This window comes from Domibacillus sp. PGB-M46 (genome assembly GCF_022668875.1).
Lineage (GTDB): Bacteria > Bacillota > Bacilli > Bacillales > Domibacillaceae > Domibacillus.
In genome coordinates this window covers 17,662-42,242 of record NZ_JAKGCR010000002.1, presented here as the reverse complement: position 1 = coordinate 42,242, position 24,581 = coordinate 17,662, and the positions used below count along the sequence as shown (strand labels likewise).

Annotated in this window: 24 protein-coding genes; 23 read left to right on the top strand and 1 reads right to left on the bottom strand. The window is 46.6% G+C overall.

Annotated elements, in window-relative coordinates; translation table 11 throughout:
- The first annotated feature begins 11 nt into the window (after positions 1-11).
- From def to spoVM, 10 genes are read left to right on the top strand one after another with little or no spacing between them, the layout of a single operon-like run.
- Complete coding sequence (gene def / locus L2D08_RS02155; protein ID WP_242232094.1) at positions 12-497, top strand: peptide deformylase; 486 nt, start codon at positions 12-14, stop codon at positions 495-497.
- Positions 494-1,435: a methionyl-tRNA formyltransferase gene (gene fmt, locus L2D08_RS02150; protein WP_242232093.1), complete on the top strand. Its 942-nt coding sequence runs from the start codon at positions 494-496 to the stop codon at positions 1,433-1,435. Before def ends, fmt begins: the two co-directional genes overlap by 4 nt.
- Position 1,436: 1 nt before the next feature.
- Complete coding sequence (rsmB, locus tag L2D08_RS02145; protein WP_242232092.1) at positions 1,437-2,762, top strand: 16S rRNA (cytosine(967)-C(5))-methyltransferase RsmB; 1,326 nt, start codon at positions 1,437-1,439, stop codon at positions 2,760-2,762.
- Positions 2,763-3,842, top strand: coding sequence for a dual-specificity RNA methyltransferase RlmN (rlmN, locus tag L2D08_RS02140; RefSeq protein WP_242232091.1), 1,080 nt, complete (start codon positions 2,763-2,765; stop codon positions 3,840-3,842).
- A gap of 4 nt (positions 3,843-3,846) precedes the next feature.
- A complete protein-coding gene (locus tag L2D08_RS02135) occupies positions 3,847-4,599 on the top strand; it encodes a Stp1/IreP family PP2C-type Ser/Thr phosphatase (RefSeq protein ID WP_242232090.1) in 753 nt (250 codons plus the stop codon).
- Positions 4,600-4,604: 5 nt separating this feature from the next.
- Positions 4,605-6,563 carry a Stk1 family PASTA domain-containing Ser/Thr kinase gene (gene pknB, locus L2D08_RS02130; protein ID WP_242232089.1) on the top strand — a complete coding sequence of 653 codons (1,959 nt, stop codon included), beginning with the start codon at positions 4,605-4,607 and terminating at the stop codon, positions 6,561-6,563.
- 11 nt (positions 6,564-6,574) lie between these two features.
- Complete coding sequence (gene rsgA / locus L2D08_RS02125; protein WP_242232088.1) at positions 6,575-7,450, top strand: ribosome small subunit-dependent GTPase A; 876 nt, start codon at positions 6,575-6,577, stop codon at positions 7,448-7,450.
- A gap of 4 nt (positions 7,451-7,454) precedes the next feature.
- Positions 7,455-8,114 carry a ribulose-phosphate 3-epimerase gene (rpe, locus tag L2D08_RS02120; RefSeq protein WP_242232087.1) on the top strand — a complete coding sequence of 220 codons (660 nt, stop codon included), beginning with the start codon at positions 7,455-7,457 and terminating at the stop codon, positions 8,112-8,114.
- Positions 8,111-8,761, top strand: coding sequence for a thiamine diphosphokinase (locus L2D08_RS02115; RefSeq protein ID WP_242232086.1), 651 nt, complete (start codon positions 8,111-8,113; stop codon positions 8,759-8,761). Before rpe ends, L2D08_RS02115 begins: the two co-directional genes overlap by 4 nt.
- On the top strand, positions 8,761-8,844 hold the full coding sequence (gene spoVM / locus L2D08_RS24425; RefSeq protein WP_050181490.1) for a stage V sporulation protein SpoVM: 84 nt from the start codon (positions 8,761-8,763) through the stop codon (positions 8,842-8,844). Before L2D08_RS02115 ends, spoVM begins: the two co-directional genes overlap by 1 nt.
- Positions 8,845-8,893: 49 nt before the next feature.
- Here spoVM and rpmB read toward each other — a convergent pair whose 3' ends face one another.
- The gene (gene rpmB / locus L2D08_RS02110; protein ID WP_045850130.1) at positions 8,894-9,082 is read right to left on the bottom strand and encodes a 50S ribosomal protein L28; all 189 of its coding nucleotides are present in this window, start codon (positions 9,080-9,082) and stop codon (positions 8,894-8,896) included.
- A 223-nt stretch (positions 9,083-9,305) separates the two neighbouring features.
- Here rpmB and L2D08_RS02105 point away from each other — a divergent pair, with 223 nt between their 5' ends.
- The 13 genes from L2D08_RS02105 to ffh all read left to right on the top strand — a co-directional run bounded on the left by L2D08_RS02105 (position 9,306) and on the right by ffh (position 24,485).
- Positions 9,306-9,668 (top strand): Asp23/Gls24 family envelope stress response protein, encoded by a 363-nt coding sequence (locus L2D08_RS02105; protein ID WP_242232085.1) that lies wholly within the window; start codon positions 9,306-9,308, stop codon positions 9,666-9,668.
- 18 nt (positions 9,669-9,686) lie between these two features.
- Positions 9,687-11,354 carry a DAK2 domain-containing protein gene (locus L2D08_RS02100; protein ID WP_242232084.1) on the top strand — a complete coding sequence of 556 codons (1,668 nt, stop codon included), beginning with the start codon at positions 9,687-9,689 and terminating at the stop codon, positions 11,352-11,354.
- Between the two features lie 59 nt (positions 11,355-11,413).
- The gene (recG, locus tag L2D08_RS02095) at positions 11,414-13,471 is read left to right on the top strand and encodes an ATP-dependent DNA helicase RecG (RefSeq protein WP_242232083.1); all 2,058 of its coding nucleotides are present in this window, start codon (positions 11,414-11,416) and stop codon (positions 13,469-13,471) included.
- An 87-nt stretch (positions 13,472-13,558) separates the two neighbouring features.
- Positions 13,559-14,149 carry a transcription factor FapR gene (gene fapR / locus L2D08_RS02090; RefSeq protein WP_242232082.1) on the top strand — a complete coding sequence of 197 codons (591 nt, stop codon included), beginning with the start codon at positions 13,559-13,561 and terminating at the stop codon, positions 14,147-14,149.
- Positions 14,133-15,125, top strand: coding sequence for a phosphate acyltransferase PlsX (gene plsX / locus L2D08_RS02085; protein WP_242232081.1), 993 nt, complete (start codon positions 14,133-14,135; stop codon positions 15,123-15,125). Before fapR ends, plsX begins: the two co-directional genes overlap by 17 nt.
- An 8-nt stretch (positions 15,126-15,133) precedes the next feature.
- Complete coding sequence (gene fabD / locus L2D08_RS02080; protein WP_242232080.1) at positions 15,134-16,081, top strand: ACP S-malonyltransferase; 948 nt, start codon at positions 15,134-15,136, stop codon at positions 16,079-16,081.
- A complete protein-coding gene (gene fabG / locus L2D08_RS02075; RefSeq protein WP_242232079.1) occupies positions 16,078-16,821 on the top strand; it encodes a 3-oxoacyl-[acyl-carrier-protein] reductase in 744 nt (247 codons plus the stop codon). Before fabD ends, fabG begins: the two co-directional genes overlap by 4 nt.
- 58 nt (positions 16,822-16,879) lie before the next feature.
- Positions 16,880-17,113, top strand: coding sequence for an acyl carrier protein (acpP, locus tag L2D08_RS02070; RefSeq protein WP_242232078.1), 234 nt, complete (start codon positions 16,880-16,882; stop codon positions 17,111-17,113).
- A 251-nt stretch (positions 17,114-17,364) separates the two neighbouring features.
- Positions 17,365-18,099: a ribonuclease III gene (gene rnc / locus L2D08_RS02065; RefSeq protein ID WP_242232077.1), complete on the top strand. Its 735-nt coding sequence runs from the start codon at positions 17,365-17,367 to the stop codon at positions 18,097-18,099.
- Positions 18,100-18,116: 17 nt separating this feature from the next.
- Positions 18,117-21,677 carry a chromosome segregation protein SMC gene (gene smc, locus L2D08_RS02060; protein ID WP_242232076.1) on the top strand — a complete coding sequence of 1,187 codons (3,561 nt, stop codon included), beginning with the start codon at positions 18,117-18,119 and terminating at the stop codon, positions 21,675-21,677.
- A 17-nt stretch (positions 21,678-21,694) separates the two neighbouring features.
- Complete coding sequence (gene ftsY / locus L2D08_RS02055; protein ID WP_242232075.1) at positions 21,695-22,717, top strand: signal recognition particle-docking protein FtsY; 1,023 nt, start codon at positions 21,695-21,697, stop codon at positions 22,715-22,717.
- A gap of 91 nt (positions 22,718-22,808) precedes the next feature.
- On the top strand, positions 22,809-23,123 hold the full coding sequence (locus L2D08_RS02050) for a putative DNA-binding protein (protein ID WP_242232453.1): 315 nt from the start codon (positions 22,809-22,811) through the stop codon (positions 23,121-23,123).
- A gap of 12 nt (positions 23,124-23,135) precedes the next feature.
- The gene (gene ffh, locus L2D08_RS02045; RefSeq protein WP_242232074.1) at positions 23,136-24,485 is read left to right on the top strand and encodes a signal recognition particle protein; all 1,350 of its coding nucleotides are present in this window, start codon (positions 23,136-23,138) and stop codon (positions 24,483-24,485) included.
- The last annotated feature ends 96 nt before the right edge of the window (positions 24,486-24,581 follow it).

Below are 24,581 nucleotides of genomic sequence, written 5' to 3'. Positions count from 1 at the left end.
AGAGGAACGCAATGACGATTTTATCCATTGTTAAACATCCAGCCGACATTTTAGAAACAAAATGCCAGCCGGTTAAACAATTTGACAGTAAATTAAAGCGCCTGGTGCGTGATATGCAGGAAACCATGATTCAAGCGGACGGCGTCGGCCTCGCTGCCCCGCAAATCGGGAAAGATATGCGCCTTGCCATTGTAGATATTGAAGACGAGCATGGCTTAATTGTGTTAATCAATCCTGAGCTGCTTTTTTCAGAGGGCAGCCAGACAGATATCGAAGGATGTTTGAGCTTTCCTGATCTATACGGGGAAGTAACCCGCCCCAAACGAATTAAAATCAAAGCTCAAAACGTCAAAGGCCAGTTTTACACGTTTGAAGCAAGCGGATTTCTGGCCCGGGCTATTTTGCACGAAATGGATCACTTAGACGGCGTGTTATTTACATCTAAAGTGGAAAAATATATTCCGGCTGAGGAATTGAAAGGAGCGGATGAAGAGTGACCACGATCGTTTTTATGGGAACCCCGGATTTTTCCGTGCCGGTGCTTGAGCAGATCATCAAAGACGGCTACGAAATCCTAGCTGTGGTCACACAGCCCGATCGACCTGTAGGCCGTAAAAAAGTGTTAACGCCGCCGCCGGTTAAAGCAGCAGCTCTAGAGCATGGGCTTCCGGTTTTGCAGCCTGAAAAGCTGTCGAAGTCGGCCGAGCTCGATGAAATTATCGCCTTAAAGCCTGATTTAGTCGTTACGGCAGCATATGGGCAGCTTTTGCCGAATGCCCTTCTTGAGGCGCCAAATTATGGGTGCATTAATGTTCATGCCTCTCTTTTGCCGGAACTTCGAGGCGGTGCTCCGATTCACTATTCGATCCTTCAGGGAAAAAAAGAAACAGGCATCACGATTATGTATATGGCTGAAAAACTGGATGCAGGGGACATTATTTCACAGGCGGCTGTGACCATTGAGGAAGATGACAACACAGGCACCCTGCACGACAAACTAAGTGCAGTTGGTGCGGATTTGCTGTCTAAAACCATCCCGGCTATCATCGAAGGCACTTCTTCGCGGACCCCCCAGGACGGGGCAAAAGCAACATTTGCGCCTAATATTCGCCGTCAGGATGAAAAAATTGACTGGAGCCGCCCGGGAGAAGAACTGTACAATCAGGTAAGAGGGCTTTGCCCTTGGCCGGTTGCGTATACCACTCTTAATGAGGCAGTCGTGAAAGTATGGAAAAGTGAAAAAACGGCGGGCAAAAGCGGCGCACCCGGCACCGTACTTGCTCTTGAAGAAGACGGCATTGTCGTTGCGACCGGTTCAGAAACAGCGCTTAAAATAACAGAATTGCAGCCGGCAGGAAAAAAACGGATGAGTGCACGCGATTACCTGCGTGGTTCAGGATCATTCCTTCAAGCCGGTGCTGTATTTGGAGACTAATATGAAATCATTGAATGTGCGCGAAATTGCGCTCGACTTAATTGATACGGTAGAAAAAAGCGGTTCTTACAGCAACTTGATGCTGAATACGGCAATCGAAAAAAATAATTTGTCGGGCCGGGATGCAGCGCTGCTGACGGAAATCACCTATGGCACCATTCAGCGGAAGATGACGCTTGACTTCTATCTCGCTCCTTTTTTGAAAAAAAAGCCTGAGCGCTGGGTGCATAATTTACTTCGTTTATCTCTTTATCAAATGGTCTATCTTGATAAAGTACCGGAAAGGGCGGTTATTCATGAAGCAGTTGAAATTGCGAAAAAAAGGGGCCATAAAGGCATTTCCGGCATGGTCAATGGTGTGCTTCGGTCTGTCCAGCGAGAAGGTGTTCCGGATACGGCTTCCATTCAAGATGACGCAGAACGCATTTCGATTGAAACAAGCCATCCACTCTGGCTTGTGAAAAGATGGATCAAGGCATATGGGAAAGAAAAAACAGAAGCGATGTGCCGTCACAACTTAACAGCACCAGAACAGACCGTTCGTGTAAACAGTATGAAGATGACGCGTGATGAAGCCATCCAGGCCCTGACAGAAGAGGGGTTTGAAGCAGAACCTTCTGACGTCTCTCCATATGCAGTCAGAATTTTAAAAGGAAATGCAGCACGTTCAAACCTTTTTAAAAGCGGGGCTATTTCCATTCAAGACGAAAGTTCAATGCTCGTCGCCCCTGTTTTAGGTGTGAAGCCCGGCCAGCGTGTTTTAGATATGTGTTCAGCACCGGGCGGAAAAACCGCACATCTTGCTGAACAAATGAATGGAGAAGGCTGGATTGATGCGCTGGATATTCACGCGCACAAGCTGAAACTTGTTGCTCAGAATGCCGAGCGGCTTGCGCTCTCGAACATCCATGTTCAAAAGCAGGATGCCCGCAAAGCAGGAGAACTGTTTGCAGAAAAAACTTTTGATGCGATTTTAGTGGATGCTCCTTGTTCAGGGCTTGGCGTTATTCGCCGGAAACCGGATTTGAAATATGCGAAAACGGAACAGGATCTCGATAACCTGCAGCGGATTCAGCTGGCGATTTTAGATGCCGCTGTGCCGCTTTTAAAAGAGGACGGTGTCCTCGTTTACAGTACATGTACGGTCGATAGGGAAGAAAATGAAGGTACGGTGAACGCCTTTTTGGATGCTCATCCCGAATTCGAGCCTGCCCCTCTTGAGCATATCTCTATAGAAAAAGAAGCGAATATGGTTCAAGTATTTCCAGACGATTTTGGCGGCGATGGATTTTTTATAAGTAAATTTAGAAAGAAGGAAAATAAATAAATGACAACAGCGAGAAAAAAGCAGACGGAACCGAAGAAGCCATCCATTTATTCACTGGAACTTCATGAGCTTAAAGAGTGGCTTTCAGCAAACGGGGAAAAGCCATTTCGGGCTGATCAAATTTTTGACTGGCTGTATGTAAAACGGGCGAAAACCGTGGATGATATGACCAACTTATCGAAAGAGCTGCGCACAAAGCTCGATGAGGCATTTGTGTTTACGGTGCTGAAAACAGCCATTCAGCAGGAATCCGCTGATGGTACGATTAAATTTTTATTTGAACTGCATGATGGGTATTCAATCGAAACCGTGCTGATGCGCCACGAATATGGCAACTCCATTTGTGTAACGACGCAGGTTGGCTGCCGAATCGGCTGTACGTTCTGTGCATCAACACTTGGCGGTTTAAAACGGAACCTTGAAGCTGGTGAAATTGTGGCGCAGGTTGTGAAAGTGCAGCAGGCACTCGATGAAGTAGGAGAACGGGTAAGCTCTGTCGTCATTATGGGTATCGGGGAGCCGTTCGATAATTACGAGGAAATGATGTCATTTTTACACATTATTAACCACGAAAAAGGCTTGAACATTGGAGCGCGGCACATTACCGTATCAACGAGCGGGATTGTACCGAAAATCTACAAATTTGCCGATGAAAAAACACAAATTAACTTCGCGGTATCTCTTCATGCACCAAATGATGAACTGCGCACAAAGCTTATGCCGATTAACCGTGCATACAAGCTGAAGGACTTGATGGAAGCGATTCGTTACTATACAGAAAAAACGGGCCGCCGTATCACATTTGAATACGGACTGTTCGGCGGTGAGAATGATTCAGTGGCTCATGCAGAAGAGCTTGCTGCTTTGATCAAAGGAATTAAGTGCCACGTAAACCTAATCCCGGTGAACTACGTGCCTGAGCGGGATTATGTTCGCACACCGCGCAACAAGATTTTTGAGTTTGAAAAAACATTGAAAAACAATGGTGTAAACGTAACGATCCGACGTGAGCAGGGAACGGATATTGATGCAGCATGCGGCCAGCTTCGGGCGAAAGAGCGTGCCAGCGAAACGAGGTGACAAGATGAATGCTGTGTTTGAAACAGACCGCGGACGAGTGCGCTCGCACAATGAAGACAGCGGGGGCGTTTTTCATCATAACGGCAGCTTGTGCCTGGCCGTTGTAGCAGACGGAATGGGCGGGCACAATGCGGGAGATACCGCAAGCCGGATGACCATCAGCATGTTTGAACAGCATTGGAACGAAACAGCATTGAATATTCAATCGCCGGATGAGGCCTTAAACTGGATGAAGGCGATTATACCAGTGATCAATAAAGAAATTTTATTTCATGCCCATACCCATCCAGAATGCAGCGGTATGGGAACGACACTGGTAGCGGCCCTTTGCACAGACCGGTTTTGTGCGATTGCGAGCATTGGAGACAGCCGTTGTTACCTGCAGAGTGAGGACGGCTTTTCACAAGTTACGGAAGATCATTCACTTGTGAATGAACTCGTTAAATCAGGTGAAATTACCAAGGAAGCAGCAGAGAGTCATCCGAAAAAAAATGTACTAACACGAGCTCTCGGAACAGACGAAAAGCTGTCTGTTGATTACAGAACGATCATGTTTGAAGAAGGAGATTTGCTCCTTCTTTGCTCTGATGGTTTATCAAACAAAGTGTCAGCTCTTGAAATGAGCCATATTCTGCAATCACCAGATACGCTTCATGAAAAAGCAAATACTCTGATTCGTCTGGCCAATGAAAACGGCGGAGAAGACAATATTACAGTCGCAATTCTCGAGCATTGTGCCGAACGCGAAAGCGGGTGACGGCGATGTTAATTGGCAGAAGCTTAAGCGGGCGCTACAAAATCGTCCGGGCGATTGGCGGCGGCGGAATGGCGCATGTATACCTGGCCCGTGATATGATTTTAGACCGGGATGTGGCTATTAAAGTCCTGCGGTTTGATTTTGCCGGAGAAGATGAATTTTTGCGTCGGTTTCAGCGTGAGGCCCAGGCAGCGTCAAGCCTGGCTCATCCGAATATAGTCAGTATTTACGATGTTGGGGAAGAAGATAATATTCACTTTATCGTAATGGAATATGTGGACGGAATGACGCTGAAAGAATACATTCAGCAATTTTCTCCCGTTCCGTACGAAACCGTTATTGATATCATGAGGCAGATGACTGCGGCCGTTGCATTTGCCCATCAGCATTCCATTATTCACCGTGATGTAAAACCACACAATATGCTTATTGATCGGGATGGAATTGTAAAAATGACCGACTTTGGTATTGCAATGGCGATGAGTGCAACTTCTATCACGCAGACAAATGCGGTTCTTGGGTCTGTTCATTATATTTCCCCCGAGCAGGCAAGAGGGGGAATGGCGACAAAAAAGTCTGATATTTACGCACTTGGGATTGTCATGTACGAGCTGTTAACGGGAAAACTCCCGTTTTCGGGTGAATCGGCTGTCTCCATTGCTTTAAAGCATCTGCAGGCAGAAACTCCATCTATTAAACAACTTTATCCGGGAGTTCCGCAAAGCATTGAAAATATCGTCCTTCATGCAACAGCAAAAGATCCTTTTCACCGCTATATGAGTGCAGAAGAAATGGAACATGATTTGTCTACTGCTTTAGAGCCTTACCGCATGCATGAGGAAAAATTTAAAATTCCGGATGATAATGATGAAGTCACAAAAGCGATTCCGATTATTTCATCGAAGCCGCCGGAGCGAATCCAGCCGTCTGTACCGCCTGTAGAAATCAAGCAGAAAACAGATAGTGATACAAATACTAAGCCGCAAAAAAAGAAAAGAAAGTGGCCATGGTTTCTGCTTGTACTCCTTATTCTGGGTGCCCTCAGTGCGGCAGCCTGGTTTATGCTGATGGTGCCGAAGCAGATAGCAGTGCCGGATACAAACGGAAGCAGTCCGGAAGCAGCTGCCGCCACTTTAATAAATGCCGGTTTTATTGTAGGTGACTCCGATGAGGAATTCAGTGCAGATATTGAAGAAGGAAAAGTGATTCGAACGGTGCCAAAAGCGGGAACAACGGTAGAAGAAGGCAGTGAGATTGACTTGTTTGTCTCGGCTGGCAAAGAAAAAGAAGCAATGGAAGATTACACCGGGAAAACACTCGAAGAAACACGGGAATTGCTGGAGGAGGCCGGCTTTCGTAATGTTGAAGTCGTCGAGTCGAAATATGACGACAGTGAACCAGGGACGGTGCTGGAGCAAAGACCAGATGCGGATGAAGACGTCATTCCGGAAGAAACAGACGTTGAATTAACGGTGAGCATAGGCCTTGCCGATGTCGAGCTGACAGATCTTTCAGGGTATACAAAAAAAAGCCTGGAAGACTATGAGGATGCAAATGGCATTATCATTGATTTTTCCGAAGAAGAATATTCGGATTCCGTTGCGGCCGGCCAGGTGATCAGGCAGTCGCCGCAGGCCGGAAGTGAAGTGGCGCCGGGCAGTACAGTTAAAGTCACTCTTTCAAAAGGACCGGAGGAAATTCCGCCGGCAGAAGTCTCGACAGAAGTGGTGATTCCATACGAGCCTGAGGTGGAAGGAGAGCCTCAAGAGGTTCAGATTTACGTAGAAGATGCCACACACAGTATGACAGAACCATATGAAAAGTTTTTAATTACAGAAGAAACGAAGCGAACACTGCAGTTTGTGATTGAGAAAAACGAAAAAGCAGGATATAAAGTGGTGCGGGATCAGGTCGTCATTATGGATGAAACGATTCCTTACCCGGAAAAAACACAATCTGAATAAGGTGGTGCTACATGCCAGAAGGCAAAATTATTAAAGCGTTAAGCGGTTTTTACTATGTGCTCGATGGAGAAAGTATTATTCAGTGCCGGGGCCGGGGGGTATTTCGGAAAAGAAATATTACACCGCTTGTCGGCGACTATGTCGAATACGAAGCAGAAAATGAAAAAGAAGGCTACGTCCTAACCGTTAAAGAGCGAAAAAATGATTTGGTTCGTCCGCCTGTTGCGAACATTGACCAGGCGGTCCTCGTTTTTTCAGTGATGGAACCTGCTTTCAGCACAGTGCTTCTAGACCGTTTTTTAGTTTTAATTGAATCAAAGAATATTGAACCGGTTATCTGCCTGACCAAAATGGATTTAGCTGAAGACAGAAAAACGCTCGATAAATACGTGGCCGATTACCGCAGGATTGGCTACACCGTTGTGGAAACTTCTTCAGAAACAATGGACGGCCTTCACTTGCTGGAAGGCCACTTAACAGAAAAGACATCGGTATTCGCCGGACAGTCAGGCGTTGGAAAGTCTTCCCTGTTAAATGCGATCCGGCCTGATCTTGCCTTGAAAACGGATGAAATCTCCAGTTCACTGGGACGGGGCAAGCATACAACACGGCACGTGGAGCTCATTCCAGCGGCAGGCGGACTAGTCGCCGATACCCCGGGTTTTAGTTCATTGGATTTTGAAGGAATAGAGCTAGATGAATTATCCGCGTGTTTTCCAGAAATGGAAGACCGGAGCTCCGATTGTAAATTTAGGGGCTGCCTGCATTTAAATGAGCCGAAATGCGCGGTAAAAGAAGCAGTAGCAGAAGGAGAAATCCCAAATTATCGCTATGAGCATTATTTGCAATTTATAGAGGAAATTAAAGAGAGAAAGCCGAGGTACTGACGTTATGATCAAGATTGCCCCATCTATTTTATCCGCTGACTTTGCGCGGCTTGATGAAGAAATAAAAGACGTAGAAGCGGGTGGAGCTGACTATATTCACGTAGATGTGATGGATGGACATTTCGTGCCGAATATCACGATCGGCCCGCTGATTGTGGAAGCGATCCGGCCGGTAACAGCATTACCTCTTGATGTTCATTTGATGATCAGCAACCCTGATCAGTACATTGAGACGTTTGCGAAAGCCGGAGCCGATATTATTACGGTTCATGCTGAAGCATGTCCGCATCTGCACCGGACTATTCAGCTTATCCGCTCCTTTGGCATTAAATCGGGAGTCGTGTTAAACCCTTCTACGCCGGTCGATGTACTCGAATATGTGATCGGTGATATTGATATGGTTTTACTAATGACTGTCAATCCTGGGTTCGGAGGGCAGTCTTTCATTGAAGCCGTTGTACCGAAAATCCGCCGTGTTCGCGACATGATTACAAAAGCGGGTGTGTCGGTGGATATTGAAATAGACGGCGGTGTCAATACGGAAACGGCCCGGATTTGTACAGAGGCCGGAGCAAATGTGCTAGTTGCCGGTTCAGCGATCTATAATGAAAAGGACCGGGGTGCGGCGATCCGGGCGATCCGGGCTGCCGCGGAAAAAGCGTGATTATCCGCATTGTTGCCGGCGGTCCGGAAACGGAACTGCCTGTGTTAAAAAGGGATCCCGCCTTGAGGGAGCAATGGATTGGTGTAGACCGTGGCGCTCTTTATTTGCTTGACCGTGGGATCACGCCGGACAAGGCCTTTGGCGATTTTGATTCCATTACGGAGAAAGAATGGCGCCGTGTGGCGGCAGAAGTCCGGGATCATGTGCAGTTTCCAGCGGAAAAAAATGAAACTGACCTTGAAATTGCCCTCAATGACGCGGCAAAGCAAAACCCAGAGATGATTTTTTTATATGGCGTAACCGGCGGCCGTCTTGATCACTTTTTCGGGGCGGTTACACTGCTGTTAAAAAGGGAGCTTCCCTGTCCGGTTATGATCGTAGACTGTCAAAATGAACTGGCTGTTTATTCACCCGGAGAAGCAGTTATTCCTCAAAGGGAAGGATGGCCGTACGTTTCTTTTTTTGCGCTGAATGAAAGCGTTAAAGGGCTGACGCTGTCCGGCTTTAAATATCCGCTCGACAATTACACGGTTCAGCCGGGTTCCTCAAGGTGTGTAAGTAATGAAATCCTTGAAAAAAAGGGGGTCTTTTCGTTCCGTTCAGGCATATTAATGGTTATTAGAAGCCGTGACGGGAGGAGAAGCTAGTGAAATTTTACACATTGAAACTGCCAAAGTTTGTCGGGGGCATGATTCGGATGTTTATGTCAGCAGGGAAAAAGAAAAAATAAAAAAGCACCAGTGCCGTTTGGCGCAGGTGCTTTTTTATGAAAGGAAAAATTAAACGCGCTCAACTTTTCCAGATTTAAGTGCGCGGGCAGATACCCAAACACGTTTTGGTTTACCGTCAACAAGGATACGAACTTTTTGAAGGTTAGCGCCCCACGTACGTTTACTTGAATTCATCGCGTGTGAGCGGTTGTTTCCAGTACGTGCTTTGCGGCCGGAAATAACACATTTTTTTGGCATTGTATTCACTCCTTACTATTCAGGATCGTTAATTGTCTACGTTTTTATGTGCAAGACACTTAAATAATTTATCACAATCAATGGATGAATGCAACAGCTTTGAAGAAGTCTTTCAAGAAAAATCACTTGACAGTGAATAAGCGGCAGATCCGGTCCGTGAGTTGTGAAGTGGCAGATAAATATAGTAAAATGAGAATAGTTTGATTCGCGAGGAGGATGTTTTGTGACGATTGAATTAACGACTGAACTTGGTCAAGTTGACATTTCAAATGAAGTCATCGCGATGATCGCAGGCGGTGCGGCGGTAGATTGCTACGGTATTGTCGGTATGGCATCAAAAAATCAATTAAAAGATGGCCTTGCTGAAATGCTGCGTCGTGAAAATTTTACGCGCGGCGTTGTCGTACGCCAGGAAGAAGACCGTGTTTTTATTGATATGTATATTATCGTGAGCTACGGAACGAAAATCTCCGAAGTAGCCAGCAACGTGCAGTCAAAAGTAAAATATACACTTAATCAAACTGTCGGATTATCAGTTGATTCTGTTAATATTTTTGTACAGGGTGTGCGGGTAACGAACCCGTAGTGTGAGGAGGAAATTTTTGTGGGTATAACTTCATTGGACGGATTGCGCTTTGTCAGGATGGTGCAGGCAGGTGCACAGCATTTATCAGCAAATGCACAAATGGTTGACGCGCTGAATGTATTCCCCGTGCCGGATGGCGACACCGGCACGAATATGAATTTATCAATGACATCAGGAGCAAAGGAAACGGAAGCGGGCACGCAGCGCCATTTCGGGAAAACGGCAGAAGCGCTGTCAAAAGGGCTGTTAATGGGCGCGCGCGGAAACTCAGGCGTTATTTTATCCCAGCTTTTTCGGGGGTTTGCAAAAGCAGTGGCCGGCAAGCAGGAAGTATCCGCGTTTGAACTTGCTGCCGCATTTGAAGCAGGCGTTCAAACGGCATACAAAGCGGTGATGAAGCCCGTAGAAGGAACGATTTTAACGGTGGCAAAAGACGCCGCTAAAAAAGCAGTAGCCGTTTCTCAAAAAGAACCTGATATTGTCGCGGTAGTAGAAGCGCTTGTAAAAGAAGGACAGGCTTCCTTAAACCGGACACCGGAGCTTTTGCCTGTGTTAAAAGAAGTCGGCGTAGTCGACAGCGGCGGGCAGGGTCTTTTGCTTGTATACGAAGGCTTTTTGGCTGAACTGAAGGGAGAAGCACTTCCGGCAGCGCTTTCGGACCGCCAGGACATAAAAGAGCTTGTCAGTGCGGAGCACCGTAAAAGTGTGCAGAGCTTTATGAACACAGAAGATATTGAGTTTGGCTATTGTACGGAATTTATGGTCAAATTTGAAAAAGAAAAGCTCGTTAAACATCCTTTTTCTGAAGAGCGCTTCCGCGATGAATTAAGCCGGTTTGGTGATTCATTGCTTGTGGTTGCTGATAATGAAATTGCCAAAGTGCATATTCATGCTGAACATCCAGGAGAAGTACTGACCGTTGGGCAGCAATACGGAAGCTTAATCAATATGAAGATTGAAAATATGCGTGAACAGCACAGTGCGATTACTGGCAGCATATCCCAGACGTCAGCCCAGCCGGTGCAGCGGGCTAAATATGGTGTTGTAGCGGTTGCGATGGGCGCCGGTATTGCTGAGTTGTTTACGAGTATCGGAGCAGCCGCTGTTATTGAAGGCGGTCAAACGATGAATCCGTCCACAGAAGATATTGTTAAAGCAATCCAGGAGTGCCATGCTGAGCACGTGTTTGTTCTGCCAAATAACAAAAATATTATTATGGCGGCCGAGCAGGCAGCAGATATCACGGAAACGACTGTGTCTGTTATCCCAACCAAGACCGTTCCGCAAGGTCTGGCAGCCCTCATTGCGTTTAATCCGGAAAGTGATGCAGCATGGAATAAGGACGCCATGACCGCAGCATCCACGCAGGTAAAAACCGGACAAATCACATACGCTGTTCGTGATACGACCATTGATGGCATCGATATTAAGAAAAATGACTTTATGGGACTGGCCGAAGGGAAAATTGTAGTCACGCATACGGAATCGGCATCAGCGGCGAAAGAGCTGCTGCAGTCGCTGATCGATGACGAGTCAGAAATCGTAACGGTTATTCATGGGGAAGAAGCGTCAGAAGAAACGGTTGAACAAGTAACAAGTTTTATTGAAGAAACGTACCCGGATATCGAAGTGGAAGTGCATAACGGCAGACAGCCGCTGTATCCGTTTATTTTTTCGGTTGAATAAACAAAAGAGGGAGATTATTCTCTCTCTTTTTCACGTTGAAAAGGAAGGGAGGAAAAAACATGCTTGAAACAAGCCATCCGCTGAATCAGCCTGTCAGTGTATTAAAAGGCGCAGGCAAAGAAGCAGAAGCGTCTCTGGCTTCTATTGGTGTGCTTACGGTAGGGGATTTAATGGAATTTGTGCCGGCACGCTATGAAGATATGAGACTGAAAAGCCCTGAAGAAGCAGAACACGATGAAAAAGTTACGATCGAAGGTGTGATTCAAACCGAGCCTTCCATCATGTATTACGGAAAGAAAAAGTCGCGGCTGACATTTAAATTTTTGTCAGGTCCTCATCTGATTAACGTCACTTTTTTTAATCAGCCCTACTTAAAGAAAAAAGCGTCCGTCGGCGATACGGTTACCGTGACCGGAAAGTGGGACCGCCACCGCCTGGCTATTTCCGGCCAGACAATGGAGAAAGGGGCCTATGCACGCGGTACGGATTTCGAAGCGGTCTATTTACTGCGCAATGCCATTCCACTCAAGCAGTTTCGAAAGCTTGTAAAACAGGCAATCGACTCCTTTGGTGAGTATATAGAAGAAACACTGCCGGTTCATTTGATTCAACAATACCGCTTAATGGAAAGAAAAGAGGCGATTCGTGCCCTTCACTTTCCGGTTTCACATAAAGAGATGAAACAGGCGCGGCGGCGATTTGTATACGAGGAATTTTTCTATTTTCAGCTTAAAATGCAGGCGCTCCGAAAAACGATTCGGGAACAGTCGGGGGGTATTGTTCAAAAATATGATCTAGCTAAGCTAAAAGAACTGGTTGACTCATTGCCTTTTGAATTAACAAATGCGCAGAAAAAAGCCGTAAATGAGGTATGTGCCGATATGAAATCGCCGTACCGAATGAACCGGCTGCTGCAGGGAGATGTAGGAAGCGGAAAAACCGCTGTTGCGACATTGGCGCTGTATGCTTCCGTAACAGCAGGATTTCAAGGGGCCTTAATGGTGCCGACCGAGATTTTAGCAGAGCAGCATGCAAAATCACTGCATGAGATGCTGGAGCCGTTTGGCGTCACAACAGCTCTATTAACCGGAACTGTAAAAGGAAAGCGCCGCAAAGCACTGCTTGCAGCACTTGAAGCAGGCGAAATTGATATTTTAATCGGGACGCATGCCCTTATTCAAGATGATGTTATCTTTCATAAGCTTGGACTTGTCATTACGGATGAGCAGCACCGGTTCGGGGTGAATCAGCGCCGCGTGCTTCGGTCCAAGGGTGAAAATCCTGATGTCCTGTTTATGACCGCAACGCCAATTCCGAGAACACTTGCCATTACTGTTTTTGGTGAAATGGACGTCTCGATCATTAATGAAATGCCGGCTGGCCGCAAAGCAATCGAAACCTATTGGGCAAAAGAAGAAATGCTTGGCCGTGTGCTTGAATTTACGGAAAAAGAGCTGCGAAAAGGGCGGCAGGCTTATGTGATCTGCCCGCTGATTGAAGAATCGGAAAAGCTTGATTTTCAAAACGCGCTTGATGTTCATTCACAGCTGACCCAGTATTTTGGAGGAAGATTTACAGTTGGCTTAATGCATGGGCGTCTGAGCGGAGAAGAAAAAGAAGCCGTAATGAAGGCATTCAGCGCGAATGAATGGAACGTGTTAGTCTCCACAACAGTGGTAGAAGTCGGGGTGAACGTGCCGAATGCAACTGTAATGATTATTTATGATGCAGAGCGATTCGGCTTGTCACAGCTCCACCAGCTGCGTGGACGGGTAGGGCGGGGATCAGAGCAGTCGTACTGCATGCTGATTGCTGATCCAAAGTCTGAAACCGGTAAAGAGCGGATGACCGCTATGACAGAAACGAACGATGGGTTTGTGCTCAGTGAAAAAGACCTGGAGCTGCGCGGGCCGGGGGATTTCTTTGGCCGCAAACAAAGCGGGCTGCCTGAATTTAAAATGGCGGACATGGTGCATGATTACCGGGCGCTTGAAACGGCGCGCGAGGATGCCAAAGAATTAATTAATGCGCCCGATTTTTGGACCAGCCATGAATATCGGCATTTGCGGAAGGTTTTAAATGATTCGGGTGTGTTTGATGGTGAAAAGCTTGATTAAGAATGCAAGTTGCCTCTTGCATTCTTTTTTTGTTATCTTTATACTGTTTTTTAGTACCTAGTCCTAATATCGGATGGTGGGATAAATATGAGACGATCAAAAAAAGAGCGTCAGGAGCGTCTAAATCAAACAATCAGAGAAAATCCGTTTGTCACCGACGAAGAACTGGCGCAGGAGTTTGGCGTAAGCGTCCAGACGATTCGGCTTGATCGGATGGAGTTATCCATTCCGGAACTGAGGGAACGCATTAAATATGTAGCGGAAAAAAATATGCAGGATGAAGTGCGTTCATTGCCGATCGAAGAAGTTATCGGCGATATTATTGATATTGAATTAGACAAAAGCGCTATTTCTATTTTTGATGTAAAAAAAGAGCATGTCTTTAAACGAAACGGCATTGCGCGGGGGCATCATCTGTTTGCCCAGGCGAATTCGCTGGCCGTTGCCGTAATAAATGATGAAATGGCTCTCACAGGCAAAGCGGATATTCGTTTTACACAGCCGGTGAAAGAAAACAGCCGGGTAATCGCCAAAGCGAAAGTGATTCGATCCCAAAAGGGACGAACCATTGTAGAGGTATCCAGTTTCGTCGGCAGTGACCTCGTGTTTCGCGGAGAGTTCTCGATGTTTCGTGCACCATCTGCAGAAAAGGAGGAAATAGATGAAACTCGCAATTGACGCAATGGGCGGTGACCACGCACCGGAGCAAATCATTTTAGGTGTGAATCGGGCATTAAAGGAAATGCCGCAGCTTGAAGTAATGCTTTATGGAGATGAAGAAAAAATCCGGCCGTATTTAGAAGAGAGCAGCCGGGCGCAGGTCGTTCATGCTTCCGATGTGATTCTCGGCACAGACGAGCCGGTCCGGGCTGTGCGGCGGAAAAAACAGTCCTCACTCGTGTTAATGGCAGAGGCCGTTGCAGCTAGCGAAGCGGCAGCATGTGTATCAGCAGGCAACACGGGTGCGCTTATGGCTGCAGGATTGTTTGTAGTCGGCCGTATTGACGGAGTAGAACGTCCGGCACTGGCCCCGACGCTTCCGACAATTGACGGCAAAGGATTTGTTATGCTTGATGCCGGCGCTAATTCGGATGCGAAACCCGAGCATCTGCTGCAGTATGCTGTAATGGGTTCGGTTTATGCAGAAAAAGTGCGGGGGATCCCTAAACCTCGTGTGGGTCTTTTAAATATCGGAACGGAAGAAAAAAAAGGGAATGATTTAACAAAAGCCGCATACAAACTATTAAGCGAAGCGGCTGGTTTGAACTTTATCGGCAACATTGAATCCCGCGAACTGTTAAACGGGGCAGCGGATGTTGTTGTCACAGACGGCTTTACCGGCAATATGGTTTTAAAGACCATCGAAGGCAGCGCGTTGTCTGTTTTTTCTATGTTAAAAACCGCTTTGACTGCGTCCACTAAATCAAAAATCGGCGCACTGCTGCTTAAAGATGAGCTGCGCGGGTTAAAATCAAAAATGGATTATACAGAGTACGGCGGCGCCGGTTTGTTCGGCTTGAAAGCGCCGGTCATCAAAGCACATGGTTCATCGGACGCCAACGCCTTTTATCACGCGATCGAACAAGCCTACAAAATGGCCCAGGCGAATGTGCCGGCTATTATTGAATCACAAATTGCCACTGGGAAGGAATGACATCATCAATGGGAAAAATCGCATTTGTATTTCCGGGACAAGGCTCTCAAGCCGTTGGAATGGGAAAATCACTTGCTGAGGAGCATGCTGCCATCAAGGAACTGCTTCATCAAGCAGACGAGCGCCTTGGCTACTCGTTAACGGACATTATGTTTAATGGCCCAGAAGAAAAGCTGACACTTACATCAAACGCGCAGCCTGCTCTTTTAGCGCACAGTATGGCTGTTTTAAAACGATTTGAAGAAGAAGGCATTGTGCCGGACTTCACCGCTGGGCACAGCCTTGGTGAATATTCTGCCTTGGCGGCTGCAGGGGCTATTACATACGAAAACGCAGTCTGGGCTGTACATGAGCGCGGCAATTTAATGGAAGCGGCTGTACCGGCTGGGGAAGGCGCAATGGCGGCTGTGCTTGGCATGGACCGTGCGGAGCTGGAAGCAGCCGTTGCAGAAGTTGCGGCAAACGGCCACGTCGTTGCTGCTGCCAACTTCAACTGCCCTGGCCAAATTGTAATCTCAGGGGCAAAAGAAGGCGTAGAGCAGGCATCTGCTCTTTTAAAAGAAAAAGGCGCAAAAAGAGTGATTCCGCTGAATGTAAGCGGCCCATTCCATTCGCCGCTTATGGAGCCGGCTGCTGAAAAGCTACGCACCGTGCTCGAAAAAGCCAATATTCAGTCAAGCCGCGTACCGGTTATTGCCAACGTTGATGCACAGCCAGTAACAGAGGCAGAGGCGATTAAAGAAAATCTTGTAAAACAGCTGTATTCACCTGTTTTATGGGAAGACAGCGTGCAGGCGCTGCTTGATGCAGGAGTCGATACATTTGTCGAAATTGGTTCAGGTACTGTTTTATCCGGCTTAATTAAAAAAGTAAACCGCCGTGTCCGCACCATTGCAGTGAGCGATGAAGAATCCATTGTAAAAGCAGCGGCTGCTCTAAAGGAGGAAACACAATGAACCTCGAAGGAAAAATAGCTCTTGTCACAGGAGCTTCCCGTGGAATTGGCAAAGCGATCGCACTTGAACTTGCCCGTTTAGGCGCAGACGTGGTCGTGAACTATGCAGGAAGTGAGCAAAAAGCAAAAGAAACAGCTGATGAAATTACAGCGATGGGCCGCCGTTCTTTTATCGTACAGTGTGATATTTCTGATAGTGAAGCAGTAGGGGCAATGGTGAAAGAAACGATTGACCAATTCGGCCGTCTTGATATTTTAGTAAACAACGCGGGAATCACACGCGATAACTTGATGATGCGCATGAAAGAGCAAGAGTGGGACGAGGTTATTAACACCAATTTAAAAGGTGTATTCCTTTGCACAAAAGCAGTTACCCGCCAAATGATGAAGCAAAAAAGCGGCCGTATTATTAACATTTCTTCGGTTGTCGGCCGAATCGGCAATGCTGGACAGGCAAATTATACAGCAGCGAAAGCAGGGGTTATTGGGTTAACCAAAGCGTCGGCCCGCGAGCTTGCACCACGCGGTATTACAGTGAATGCCATTGCGCCAGGATTTATTACGACTGACATGACGGATGAACTGCCGGCAGAAGCAAAAGAGCAGCTGATCAGCCAAATTCCGCTTGGCACGCTTGGCGATACAGCCGATATTGCTGCTGCAGCTGCATTTTTAGCCGGTGATGGTGCGAAATACATTACTGGCCAGGTGCTTGGTGTAGACGGCGGCATGGCAATGTAAGAAAAAGCGTGTTTTGGCAGGATGAATCGTCTATAATACTTGAGGGGAGGTGAATATTGTGGCAGATGTATTAGAACGTGTAACGAAAATCATCGTTGATCGTCTAGGTGTAGAAGAATCACAAATCAGCCTTGATGCGAAATTCAAGGAAGATCTAGGTGCGGATTCTCTAGACGTAGTTGAGCTTGTAATGGAGCTTGAAGACGAATTCGATATGGAAATTTCCGATGATGACGCGGAAAATATTACGACGGTAGGCGACGCTGTATCGTACATAAACAGCAAAAACTAATCGTCCTTAATGGCAGGCCCGGTGATGCGGGTCTGCTTTTTTCATGCTTTTATTGAATGGAAACCGGGGAACCGCACGCAGGACCGTAAGACATTAAGCAGTCCAGTCCAAGCTTTCCCGAAAGTGAAATGCAGGATTGTTAAACGAGCGCGATCCATAAACATTGTCTTGCGCTTTAATTCTTTTTGCGCTATGCATTTTTTTCGGCTAAACTAATTTTGTGTGCACTTTAACATTGCGGAGGAACCAGAATGAAGAAAACAAATCAGGAGCAGCGATATTCAGAACGGAAAAATAAAGAATTTAAAGAATTCCAGGAAAAAATGGGCATCCATTTTCAAAATGAATCGCTCCTAAAACAGGCTTTTACCCACTCTTCTTATGTGAACGAGCACAGAAGAAAACCATATGAAGACAACGAGCGCCTGGAGTTTTTAGGCGATGCCGTATTAGAGTTGACAGTTTCGCAGTTTTTATATAAAACGTATCCCGTTATGTCAGAAGGAGAGTTAACAAAGCTTCGTGCCGCTGTTGTATGCGAGCCTTCGCTTGTTACATTTGCGAACGAGCTTGAGTTTGGCCGGCTTATTTTACTCGGAAAAGGTGAAGAAATGACAGGCGGAAGAATGCGTCCGGCTTTGCTTGCCGACGTGTTTGAAGCTTACATTGGCGCCCTTTATCTTGATCAGGGGATGGATGCCGTCATTCCGTTTTTGGAAAAAATCGTTTTCCCGAAAATCAGTGCAGGAGCGTTTTCACATGTAATGGATTTTAAAAGCCAGCTGCAGGAATTTGTACAGCGTGAATTAAAAGGCTCCCCGTCTTACCGGATATTAGAAGAAAAAGGCCCGGCTCATAACAAAGAGTTTATTACGGAAGTATCCTTAAACGGTACAGTACTCGGCACAGGCAGCGGACGCTCTAAAAAAGAAGCAGAGCAATTTGCAGCGCGTATGGCGCTTGAACAGGTAAAACAATCGAAGTAGGAGACAGGTGGAGAAGTATGATCCTGAAAAAGCTTGATATAGCGGGATTTAAATCATTTGCAGGAAAAGTTAGCATTGACTTTATGCCTGGTGTAACAGCAGTAGTGGGACCGAATGGTTCGGGCAAAAGCAATATTACTGAAGCGATTCGCTGGGTACTTGGTGAACAGTCTGCTAAAAACTTGCGTGGCGGAAAAATGGAAGATGTCATCTTTTCGGGAAGTGATTCAAGAAGGCGGCTGAATGAAGCGGACGTGACCATCACGCTCGATAATCGGGACGGGGCGCTTCCGCTTGATTACAGTGAAGTAAGCATCACGCGCCGCGTAAACCGAAATGGCGACAGTGGTTTTTTTATCAACAAGCAAAGCTGCCGCTTAAAAGACATTATTGAACTGTTTATGGACTCAGGGCTCGGGCGCGGTGCATTTTCAATTATTGGCCAGGGGCGGGTTGATGAGATTTTAAACAGCCGTCCTGAAGAGCGGCGGTCTATATTTGAAGAAGCAGCCGGCGTGTTAAAATACAAAACCCGTAAAAAGCAGGCAGAAGTAAAGCTTGCTGAAACAGAAGAGAATCTAAGCCGTGTGCACGATATTTTATACGAATTAGAGCAGCGGGTAGAACCGCTCGAAATTCAAGCCGCTGCAGCAAAAGATTATCTTGAGAAAAAGGAAGAATTAAAGGAAGTAGAAGCCTCTGTCTGGGCGTATGATCTTGGTGAGTCCCACGCTGAATGGGAAGAGAGAAAAAAAGACCGGGAGCACCAGGAGAAACAGATCGCTTATTTCAGCAGGGAAGTAGAAAGCGCAGAATCTCATATCCGTGCAGTCGAGCAGGAATTAAAAAAGCTGGCTGTTGAGGAAGAATTGATACAGGAAAAGCTCATGGCTGTCGTGGAGTCGCTTGAGAAAATTGAAGGAACACGGCGCTTGATGGACGAGCGTCAAAAAAATGCTTCTTATAATGAAGAAAAGCTTGTGAAATCGATAACCGAAGCCAAAGAAAAAGAAACGGTATTAAAACAAGCGCTGATGGAAGCCAAAAAGCAGTCTGAGGAGAAAAAACAAGCGCTTGATGTGTTAACAAAACAAGCAGCAGAAAAAGAAGCATTGCTTCGCGCGGTCTCGCAAAACAGCAGTGAAACGCTGGAATCTCTTAAAGCTGATTATATTGATCATTTAAGCAAAGAAGCAGCGGCTAAAAATGAGTTGGCTGAAATTGGCCGTCAGCTCGAACGATTAACAGCCCGATTTGAACGGCTCGGCGGACATAACGACCAATATCTTTCTGAACGGGCTGCCTTGCAAAGGGAGCAGGAACAGATCGAGCAGGCTCGTCTTGAAGCAGAGAAAAAGCTCAATGAGCATACAACAGCGTACCGCGAAGCAAAACGGGAGCGTGACAGTGTAAAGGAAAAGCTTGAAAAAAAGCGAAATGCCCTGTATAAAGCTTACCAGATTTTGCAGGAGGCGTCTTCCCGGCGCGACCTTTTAACCTCAATGGAAGAAGATTATTCAGGCTTTTTCTCCGGTGTTAAAGAAGTACTGAAAGAAAAAGACGGACGTCTTCCCGGCGTGATTGGCGCTGCTGCACAATTGATCCGAGTACCAAAGCAGTATGAGCTCGCCATTGAAACAGCTCTTGGCGGAGCTCTCCAGCATATCATCGTAGAAGACGAAGCGGCCGCCCGCAAAGCGATTGCTTTTTTAAAGCAGCACAAATTCGGACGGGCGACTTTTTTACCCCTGTCGACTGTAAAAGAAAAAGTGATCCCTGATCATACATTAGCCCTTGTCCGTCATGAAAACGGCTTTCTCGGAACCGCAGCAGAGCTGACCGAGTATGAGGAACGGTATGCACAGGCAGCGCGTCACCTGCTTGGCAATGTGCTTGTAGCGGATTCTCTTGAAAAAGCCAATCACATTGCACGTAAAATCAACCATCGTTACCGCGTTGTCACGATTGAAGGTGATGTAGTTAATGCAGGCGGCTCGATGGCAGGCGGGTCTGTGAAAAAAACAGGTGCATCTCTGCTCGGGCGCAAAAATGAACTGAACACGTTAAGTTCCCAAATCGTACAGATGGAGCAAAAAACAACGCAGGCTGAAAGGGAAGTAAAAGCGCTGCAGGACCGTGCGGCTGAGTGTGATCGGTTAGTCAGCCGCCTTGAAGAAACGGGTGAGCTGTACCGCCAGGGGCTTCAGGAAGCGAAAAACCAGCAGCTTGAATGGTCTTTTAATGAACAGTCCGTCAATGACCGGCTTGCCGTTTACGATGCGGAAAAAAGAGAATTTCAAGAAGAAAGAGAGCGGCTTCAGAAGCGTGAAAAGGAAGCTTCCCGCTCTTTAGCCAAAAAACAGCAGGCGATTAAACAATTGGATGATCAAATTGCTTTTATTGAAAGAGAGCAAAAGGACGTTACATCAAAGCGGGATGAGCTTACAGAAGAACTTTACACGCTGCGTCCGCAGATCGCCGTGCTTGAAGAGCAGCTTGCGTTCAGCAGACAGCAGGAACAGCGGATCGGGGCAGAGTGGAAAGAGATTCAAAAACAAGTGAAGCAGCTCGAAGAAGAGCAGGCATTTATGAAAGCGGAGCGGTCAAACAGCGGTTCAACCGGCCTGACGCTTGCCCAGGAGGCGGAAGAGCAGGCTGCTGAAAAGGAGCGGCTGATCAAAGGGCTTGAATTGCTGAAAAAGGAACGAAGCAGCAAAACACAGAGGCTTGAAGAACAAACAGCAGCCCTTCAGGAGTCCCGCCGTTTATTAAAAGGGTTAACAGAATCGGTACGCGGGCATGATGTAGCCATTGCCCGCTTAGAAGTTGAAATCGATACATGGCTGCAAAAGCTGAACGAGCAATACAGCTTAACCTTCGAAGAAGCACAGCGGCTCTACCCGCTTACTTTGCCGATTGAAGAATCGAGACGGCAGGTCCGGCTCATTAAAAGGGCGATTGAGGAGCTGGGAGATGTGAATCTCGGAGCGATCGAAGAATACGAGATCACGTTTGAACGAGTGACGTTTCTGCGGGGACAAAAAGAAGATCTTGAAGAAGCAAAGTCAACGCTTCGCGATGTAATGAATGAAATGGATGTTGAAATGACCCGGCGCTTCTCAGAAACATTTGAAGCGATTAAAGCGGAATTTCAGCCGGCTTTTGTCCAGCTATTTGGAGGAGGACGGGCTGAATTGAAATTGACCGACCCGAAAGATATTTTAAATGCAGGTGTGGATATTTCAGCGATGCCACCAGGGAAAAAACTGCAGCATTTAAGTCTTTTATCCGGCGGAGAACGTGCCCTTACTGCTATTGCTCTTTTATTTGCTATTCTGCGCGTACGCCCGGTTCCGTTTTGTATACTAGATGAAGTAGAAGCAGCACTTGACGAAGCGAACGTGCACAGGTTCAGCCGGTACTTAAAAGAATTCAGTGCGGACACACAGTTTATCGTCATTACACACCGCAAACAAACGATGGAAGAAGCCGATGCGCTCTATGGCGTGGCCATGCAGGAATCCGGCGTAACGAGCCTTGTCTCAGTAAGACTCGAAGAAGCGGCTGTAACGCAGTAAAAGAAAGGATGAAACAAATGAGCTTTTTTAAAAAATTAAAAGAAAAGTTTTCCGGCTCTCAGGAGCAGGAGCAAACAACGGAAAAGTATACAGAAGGGCTGAAAAAATCGCGCTCTGGCTTTTCCGAAAAAATGAACAATTTATTTGCCCGCTACCGTAAAATTGATGAAGATTTTTTTGAAGAACTCGAAGAAATCCTGATCGGGGCAGATGTTGGCTTCGATACAGTGATGGAATTGATTGATGAATTAAAAACGGAAGTAAAACGCCAAAACAAAAACGAACCAGAAGCGATCCGCGAAATTATTACCGAGAAGTTTGTTGATATTTATGCGGGTGACCATGAAATGTCTTCAGATCTGAATATGCAGGATCAGGGCTTGACGGTCATTTTATTTGTTGGTGTCAACGGGGTTGGCAAAACCACAACAATTGGCAAACTTGCCCACCAGTTTAAGGAAGAGGGCAAGAAAGTGATGCTCGCAGCCGGCGATACCTTCCGGGCTGGAGCGATTGAACAGCTTGAAGTATGGGGAGAGCGCACAGGTGTTGATGTGATCAAACAAGCAGAGGGGTCTGACCCAGCAGCAGTTATGTATGATGCCGTACGGGCTGCAAAATCACGACAAGCCGATGTTTTACTGTGTGACACAGCCGGCCGTCTTCAAAATAAAGTAAACTTGATGAATGAGCTTCAAAAAGTAAAGCGTGTCATTGAACGTGAAATTCCTGGCGCCCCGCATGAAGTTCTGCTCGTTGTCGATGCGACAACCGGTCAAAATGCATTGATTCAAGCGAAAACATTTAAAGAGGCGACAGATGTATCCGGCATCGTGCTTACAAAGCTGGATGGAACCGCAAAAGGCGGTATTGTACTGGCGATTCGTAAAGAACTGGGAGTCCCGGTTAAGTTTGTAGGTCTTGGTGAAAAAATGGATGATCTGCAGCCGTTTGACGCTGAAAAATATGCATATGGACTGTTTGCCGAGGCTTTTGAAGAAAGAAAATCAGATACAGAGGAAGATGAAACAGCCGAATAACCGGCTGTTTTTCCCGTTCTTGACAGACGCAGCCGAAGCAGGTACACTAATTCAGTGTAAAGGTTTTTCACTTAACAAAGGAGGGGCGGCCGTGCTTGAGAAAACGATGCGGATGAATTATCTGTACGACTTTTATCAGATGCTTCTGACCGACAAACAGCGCAGCTACATGTCCCTATACTACTTGGACGATTATTCGCTCGGTGAAATCGCCGAAGAATATGAGGTGAGCCGCCAGGCGGTCTATGATAATATAAAACGCACAGAAGCGATGCTTGAAGAATACGAAGTAAAGCTCGGGCTGCTGAAGAAATTCCAAAAGCGCCAGGCATTTATGAATCAGCTCAAAGAAAGAGCGGATGAAGAAATGCTGAAGATTATCAAGGCAATTGAGGAACTTGAATAGGGGGACTGCATGATGGCATTTGAAGGATTGGCCGAACGGCTGCAAGGAACAATGCAGAAAATCCGCGGCAAAGGAAAAGTATCCGAATCCGATGTAAAAGAAATGATGCGAGAAGTTCGACTGGCTCTTTTAGAAGCGGATGTTAACTTTAAAGTCGTCAAAGAATTCGTGAAAAAAGTCAGTGAGCGTTCCGTCGGCCAGGAAGTGATGAAAAGCTTAACGCCGGGACAGCAGGTTATTAAGGTGGTAAAAGAAGAATTAACCACGTTAATGGGCGGGGAAGAAAGCCGTATTGGCACAGCAAAGCGCCCGCCGACCGTGGTTATGATGGTAGGGCTGCAGGGTGCCGGGAAAACAACGACAACCGGTAAGCTTGCCAATCTGCTTCGCAAAAAATACAACCGCAAGCCGCTTCTTGTGGCAGCCGATGTATACCGCCCGGCGGCTATTAAACAGCTTGAAACGCTCGGCAAACAGCTTAGTATGCCGGTTTTCTCGCTCGGTGACCAGGAAAGTCCGGTTGAAATCGCCAGACAGGCCATTCAAAAAGCGAAAGACGACCATTTGGACTATGTACTCATTGATACAGCCGGCCGCCTTCACATTGACGAAGAATTAATGGGCGAGCTGAAACAAATCAAAGAGCTGTCTTCTCCGGAAGAAATTTTTCTAGTGGTCGACTCTATGACCGGACAGGATGCTGTGAATGTCGCTGAAAGCTTTGATGAGCAGCTCGGCATTACAGGTGTTGTCCTTACCAAGCTTGATGGTGATACACGAGGCGGGGCGGCACTGTCTATCCGTTCTGTTACCGGGAAACCGATTAAGTTTGTCGGGATGGGTGAAAAGCTTGATGCACTTGAGCAGTTTCATCCGGAACGCATGGCATCCCGTATTCTTGGCATGGGTGATGTGCTGTCTCTTATCGAGAAAGCTCAAACGAACGTAGATGAAGCAAAAGCAAAAGAGCTTGAGCAAAAAATGCGGACCATGTCATTTACTTTCGATGACTTTTTAGATCAGCTTGGACAAGTGCGTTCAATGGGACCGCTTGACGAAATTTTAAAAATGCTGCCAGGCGCGAACAAAATGAAAGGCTTAAACAACATACAGGTGGATGAAAAACAAATCGGCCGTGTGGAAGCCATTATCCGTTCGATGACTGCAGCTGAAAAACAGCAGCCAGAAATCATTAATTCCGGCCGACGCAAGCGTATCGCCCGCGGGTCAGGCACAACGATCCAGGAAGTAAACCGCCTGTTAAAACAGTTTGAAGACATGAAGAAAATGATGAAACAAATGTCTTCCATGCAGCAAAAAGGAAAGAAAAAAGGCGGTCTGCCAAAGCTTCCTTTTATGTAAGAACAGTGGGATACAAACTGTAAAGAAAAAACACTTTACAACGATTAAAGTATTTGATATGATTCTATCTTGTGTGAAACTATTTCGGAGGTGCTT